Below are 6,111 nucleotides of genomic sequence, written 5' to 3' on the forward strand. Positions count from 1 at the left end.
TTAGACAGTATATTTGTAGTGTTAAAAAAAGAATATTAATAATTAAAAATAATAATAAAATGGCAACAGCTGTAGGTAAAAAATTTCCAGATTTAAATGTAGATGCAATGAATGATATGGGCGATACATTCAAATTAAATGTATTAGAAGAAGCAGTAAATAACAAAAAGAAAGTACTTTTATTTTGGTACCCAAAAGATTTTACATTTGTTTGTCCCACTGAATTACACGCTTTTCAAGCTGCATTAGCAGAGTTTGAAAAAAGAAACACTATTGTTATAGGAGCTTCTTGCGACACACCAGAAGTACACTTTGCATGGTTAAATACTCCAAAAGATAATGGAGGTATTGAAGGTGTTACATATCCAATTTTAGCTGATAGTAATCGTAATTTATCTAGTATTTTAGGTATTTTAGACATTACAGATGAAACTTATGATGAAGCAACTGGAACGGTTCAAGTAGTTGGTGATAATGTATCATATAGAGCTACATATTTAATTGATGAAGATGGTATGGTACAACACGAAAGTATTAACAATATGCCTTTAGGAAGAAATGTTAACGAATATTTGCGTCTTATTGATGCTTTAACTCACGTTCAAGAAAAAGGAGAAGTTTGTCCAGCAAACTGGGAAGAAGGTAAAGATGCAATGGCACCTAATGCAAAGGGAACTGCTGATTATTTAGCTTCACATTAAAAATAATAAATTATGTTTCAAGAATTAACAGAAGATAGTCTAGAGCAAATAGTAGCTGATAATGAAACTGTAGTTGTTCAATATGCGGCAACCTGGTGCGGTAATTGTAGAATTATGAAACCAAAGTTTAAAAAATTGGCAACTGAAAATCCAGATGCTGTTTTTGTAATTGCTGATGCAGAAAAATTTCCAAATACGCGTAAATTAGCAACTGTAGATAATTTACCAACGTTTGCAACTTTTAAAGCAGGAGCTTTTGTAAATCAGGTACAGACAAATAAATTTGAAATTTTAAAAGATTTAGTAAATGAAGTTACCAGTAATTAAACACCTAACTAATTTTATCGAAGAAAACGATCAAGATTACGTTATTGAAACCATAGAAACTTTGGAGGCTCTAACAGAAGTACCTTCGTTAAAAGATGAAGAGTTAGATGTTATTGGTGAAATTATTTCTAATCTTTATGGTGCAATTGAAGTTGATAAAATGGTGAAAGATGGAATGCCAAAAAAAGAAGCATTAAATACGTTTATGAAACGTGTTTTAGGATCTATTGATTCTTAATATAATTTACTACTACTAAAAAAGATTAAATCCCGAGTTTTGCTCGGGATTTTTTTGTTAGAATACAATTATTACATCATTTGAGCTAAATTAAATCGAATATTTAACAATTCTTGAATATCTTTTATAGGTTTAAAACATCCTTTTAGTTTTAATTTTTCAGATTTATTTAAAGTATTCAATTCAATAAATCTACCAGAATCGTTATGTTTTATACCTTGTTCGGTTCTGTAGCGCAATAAAATTTTAAAAGCATCGATACACGATAAGTATAAATCTTTATTTTGAGGCTCTAATTTTGCTAATTTTTCAAATCGTTCAATAGTATTGTTTTTATTTTTTATGTTGTGAGACAATATAAGTAAACGGGCAGCATCTATTAAGGGCATTAATGCACGGCTTTTTAAATCGAACTGATCTTTATGTGCGCCATCACTTTCAACTAAAAATTGTCTGAAAAAACCTAGAGGTGGCGGATTTATTAAAGCGTTTTTACCTAAAAAATTTAGAAATATTTCATAAGATTTTATAGATTTAAAAATACTTTTAGACATTTTAGTCACCAAATCTTTATCGCCATACACTAAATTATAATCAAAAAAGATGGTACACATCATAATCGATTTTTCTGAGGGTTTAGTAATCCAATTATTAAATTGATTTTTCCATTCGGACAAGGATAAACACCATTCGGGATTGCTCGCCATCATTTCAGCTGGGCAGTATTCAAATCCAATTATATGTAGTTTGTCTGTTATTTTTTTTGAAAGTTTTAAAAAATAAGCTTTTGTTTTAGTATAATTTTCATTGGAAACATCTTCAAAAACCAATGCGTTATCTTGGTCTGTTATTAAAAGTTGTTCTTTTCTTCCTTGACTTCCTAGGGCTAACCAGCCAAATTTTACAGGAGGTTTTAACTCCATTTCATCCAAAGAAAGTTCAATCGCTTTTATGGTAATAGCATCGGTTATTTCAGAAATAATTTTTGAAATAAATATAATTGGAATGTTTTGTTCAATATAACCTTTGAGTATTTCAGAAGCTTTTTCTCTAATATATTTTAAGGAAGCTACATTTTTTGCTCGTTTTAACTCTTTAATTAACACCGACGGATTGTTTCCGTGTAAAACTACAATGTCGTGTTCAGATAAAATCCCAATAAGTTCGGAGTTTGACGTTCCATCTTTGGTAATACATAAATGGGTAATTTTATGTTTTATCATTGCAATTTGAGCTTCGGCAATGGTAATTTTTTCTGGAAAAGTAATTACAGGAGACGACATAATTTCTCCAACTTTTTCTTCAATAGAAATGAAGCCTGTTGCAATTTTTAATCGAAGATCTTTGTCTGTAATTATTCCAATAGGTTTTTTTTCTTCAACAATTAATATTGAGCCCACTCTTTTAGAACTCATAATAGTGGCAGCCTCTTTTATTGTTGCTGTTGGTAAACAAGTAACAGGATTTTTACTGTATTGTGCTGTTTGAACTTCGGAAAATGTGTTGGTTTTTTCTAAAGAATCGATATTTGCAAATAAGTTTGAGTTTGTGGTAATTGCATAGGGTGTTTTAATATTTGAGGAGAAACTTGCAATTATATATTTATGAGCTTTGGAATTTGTTTTGATTATTTCTTGTAATATTTCCACGGGAATTGCATATATAATAGATTCTTCATTTGCTTTGGCGCTCATTAAATAGTGATCGTTTTGTATAATTGGTCGTAAACCAAATAAATCGCCTTCATCACAAATATCTACTAAAATTTGATCTTCATCCACTGCTCTGTACAGACCAATTGCTCCATCCTTCACAACATAAAAACATTTGTGAGGTTGCGATTCCTGTTTAAAAATAAAAGTATTTTCTTCTAAATAAGTTACTTTAATATTTGAAGCAATTTTAAATAATTGGTCTTTTTCTAAAAGATCAAAAGGAGGGAAGTCTTTTAAAAAATCGAAAATACGTTCTGCAATGGTATTTTTCATAAGGGAAATTAATACTGTTTTATAGCATCGAATACCATTTTAAAATAGGATTTTCCATGCGGAACAAAATTAGATTCATTTGAATGAACTAAATTAATTAAATTTTGAATTGAAATCAAATTTACTTCAGCAACTTCTTCCTCTTGAATTTTTAATGAGTTTACATAAAAATTAATTTTACACATATATATATAGTGTAATTCATAATCTATTAAATCCTTATTATGTTCAATTCTTTTTTTGGATGTTCCTATATAATATAAGTTGTGCTGTTTTATAGACAATCCAATCTCTTCTTGAACTTCTCTTATTGCTGAAATAATAGGTTTTTCATCTGCAGAAATATGTCCAGCAACAGAAACATCCCATAAGTTTGGAAATGTGTCTTTGTTTGAAGCTCTTTTTTGAATAAGAACTTCTTTCTTGTTATTGAAAATCCAAATATGAGCACTTGCATGGAAAAATCCTTTTTTATGCGCTTCGGACTTTAGACAAGTAGTTCCGTTTGGCTCACCAACTTCATTTAATATATCAATATATTCATCCATAATGATAAAGGCTGTTTAAAACCTTAGTTTTAAACAGCCTCAATAAAAACTTATTTAAAATAACTAAATCCTTTTTTTGGATCAATTTTTAATAACGATTCGTAAATTAAACGTATTACATTTTCAACATCATCTTTATGTACCATTTCTACAGTTGTATGCATATAAAGCAACGCTAAACTTATTAATGCAGAAGGAACCCCTCCATTACTATAAGCAAATGCATCAGTATCTGTTCCAGTTGCTCGTGATGAAGCTAATCTTTGAAATGGAATTTTATTTGTTTCAGCAGTTTCAATAATTAGTTCCCTTAAATTATTTTGCACAGCCGGAGCATAACTAATAACAGGTCCGTCACCAGATTTTGTTTCTCCTTCTTTCATTTTATTAATCATTGGAGTAGTGGTGTCATGGCAAACATCAGTAATAATTGCAACATCAGGTTTAATTGTATGTGTAATCATTTCTGCACCTCTTAAACCAATTTCTTCTTGAACAGAATTGGTAATGTACAATCCAAAAGGCAATTCTATTTTGTTTTCCTTTAATAAGCGAGCTACTTCAGCAATCATAAATCCACCCATTCTATTATCTAAAGCTCTACAAACAAAGTTATTTTTATTTAAAATGAAAAACTCATCAGGATACGTAATAACACAACCTACATGAACACCTAACTTTTCAACTTCTTCTTTAGTTTTACAGCCAGCATCAATAAAAATATTGTCTAATTTTGGAGTTTCTTCTTTACCAGCTTCACGGGTATGGATTGCAGGCCATCCAAAAACACCCTTTACAATACCTTTTTTAGTATGAATGTTTACAATTTTAGAAGGCGCAATTTGGTGATCACTTCCTCCATTTCTTATTACATAAATCAATCCTTCAGGTGTAATATAATTTACATACCAGGAAATTTCATCTGCATGTCCTTCAATAACAACCTTAAATTTAGCATCTGGATTTATTACACCAACTGCTGTTCCATAGCTATCGGTTATAAAAGTATCCACATATGGCTTTAAATAATCCATCCAAATTTTCTGACCTTCGCTTTCATATCCGGTTGGTGATGCATTATTCAAATACTTTTCTAAAAAAGTAATAGATTTTTTGTTTAAAATATTTTTACGCATAATTAATTTAAATTTTTAGATAACGAAGATACTAAAATGTTATCTATGCAAATAATTATAACAATCATTTTAAGATTTAGATTCTAAAAAGTAAAAATGAAAGTTGTAATTTTGGAATTATTTTTGATAGTATGTTTTACAATTATGATAAAAGTGAATAAAAATTTTATTTTCCTACTTATAGTCTTTAGTACTACTTTTCTTTTTGCTCAAGAACAAAAGGTTGTTGACTCTATACCTATAACGGAACAGTATATTATATTTGAAGGTGATACCTTATTAATAGAACTAGATGAAGTTTTATTATTGAAGAAGTTAAAATTTAAAACAAACTACGATAGAAGATACTATTATTGGTTTAGAAAGAAAACATTAAAAGCATATCCTTACGCCAAACTAGCTTCCGAACGTTTAGAAGTTTTAAATGAAAGAGTAGATAATATTAAATCAAAAAGAAAGAAAAGAATCTACACAAAACGAATTCAAAAGTACTTAGAGGGTGAATTTACAGATCAATTAAAAAAGTTAACACGTACCGAAGGTAGAATTTTAATAAAATTAATTCACAGACAAACTGGAAATACAGCATTTGATCTAGTTAAAGATTTAAGAAGCGGATGGAAAGCATTTTGGTACAATTCAACGGCAAACCTTTTTAAATTATCTTTAAAAGAAGAATATGATCCTATTAAAATTGAAGAAGATTACCTAATTGAAGACATTTTACAAAGAGCTTTTGTAGACGGAACTTTAATACAACAGCCGTCAAAACTTAATTTTAATTATATTGAATTGAGTTCAAAAGATGTTATTTTGCCTAAACCTCCCGCAAAAAAGAATTAAATTCTTGAAAATTTTAATTGTTTCAATCAAAAAAACATGTTATATTCGTAACCCCCGTTTTTTTAATGGTGAGTTCCATTATTTTTTTACAGTACTAAAAGGCTTAAAAAGAGCCTACTAAAATTAAATTGAAAAAAGTATAAAAAAACATTTAAAAAAGTTTGTTTAGGAATAAGATTGTATGTTATATTTGCAGCCGCTAAAGAGGGAATTCTTTTAGCAAAAAGTTCATAAAAATAGTGTGAAAAACTTTAAGAAATAAAACAAGAAATTATTTGTCAGTTTTAAAAAAGGGTTTTACATTTGCAGCCGCTAACGATTTAATGGTTG

General features: G+C 29.0%; 7 protein-coding genes. 4 read left to right on the forward strand and 3 right to left on the reverse strand.

All coding sequences use genetic code 11. The features are described from left to right. Positions 1–59 precede the first annotated feature (59 nt). Genes AB1Z17_RS08870 through AB1Z17_RS08880 form a run of 3 tightly spaced genes read left to right on the forward strand, consistent with a single transcriptional unit; the run spans position 60 to position 1,266 of the window. A complete protein-coding gene (locus AB1Z17_RS08870; RefSeq protein ID WP_368051448.1) occupies positions 60–701 on the forward strand; it encodes a peroxiredoxin in 642 nt (213 codons plus the stop codon). A 12-nt stretch (positions 702–713) separates the two neighbouring features. Next, positions 714–1,028, forward strand: a complete 315-nt coding sequence (locus tag AB1Z17_RS08875; protein ID WP_368051449.1) for a thioredoxin family protein — start codon at positions 714–716, stop codon at positions 1,026–1,028. Next, on the forward strand, positions 1,009–1,266 hold the full coding sequence (locus AB1Z17_RS08880) for a hypothetical protein (protein ID WP_240244320.1): 258 nt from the start codon (positions 1,009–1,011) through the stop codon (positions 1,264–1,266). Before AB1Z17_RS08875 ends, AB1Z17_RS08880 begins: the two co-directional genes overlap by 20 nt. 71 nt (positions 1,267–1,337) lie before the next feature. On the opposite strand, the gene AB1Z17_RS08885 is transcribed toward AB1Z17_RS08880, so the two are convergent. From AB1Z17_RS08885 to AB1Z17_RS08895, 3 genes are read right to left on the reverse strand one after another with little or no spacing between them, the layout of a single operon-like run. Beyond that, positions 1,338–3,254 carry a DUF294 nucleotidyltransferase-like domain-containing protein gene (locus tag AB1Z17_RS08885; protein WP_368051450.1) on the reverse strand — a complete coding sequence of 639 codons (1,917 nt, stop codon included), beginning with the start codon at positions 3,252–3,254 and terminating at the stop codon, positions 1,338–1,340. A gap of 8 nt (positions 3,255–3,262) precedes the next feature. After that, a complete protein-coding gene (locus AB1Z17_RS08890) occupies positions 3,263–3,802 on the reverse strand; it encodes an NUDIX domain-containing protein (protein ID WP_368051451.1) in 540 nt (179 codons plus the stop codon). Between the two features lie 50 nt (positions 3,803–3,852). Then, the gene (locus AB1Z17_RS08895) at positions 3,853–4,941 is read right to left on the reverse strand and encodes a M42 family metallopeptidase (RefSeq protein WP_368051453.1); all 1,089 of its coding nucleotides are present in this window, start codon (positions 4,939–4,941) and stop codon (positions 3,853–3,855) included. 93 nt (positions 4,942–5,034) lie between these two features. Between AB1Z17_RS08895 and AB1Z17_RS08900 the strand changes: the two genes are divergently transcribed. Beyond that, positions 5,035–5,781: a DUF4294 domain-containing protein gene (locus tag AB1Z17_RS08900; protein WP_368051452.1), complete on the forward strand. Its 747-nt coding sequence runs from the start codon at positions 5,035–5,037 to the stop codon at positions 5,779–5,781. Positions 5,782–6,111 lie beyond the last annotated feature (330 nt).

Source organism: Lutibacter sp. (assembly GCF_040883305.1).
In the GTDB taxonomy this organism is placed as follows: Bacteria; Bacteroidota; Bacteroidia; order Flavobacteriales; family Flavobacteriaceae; genus Lutibacter.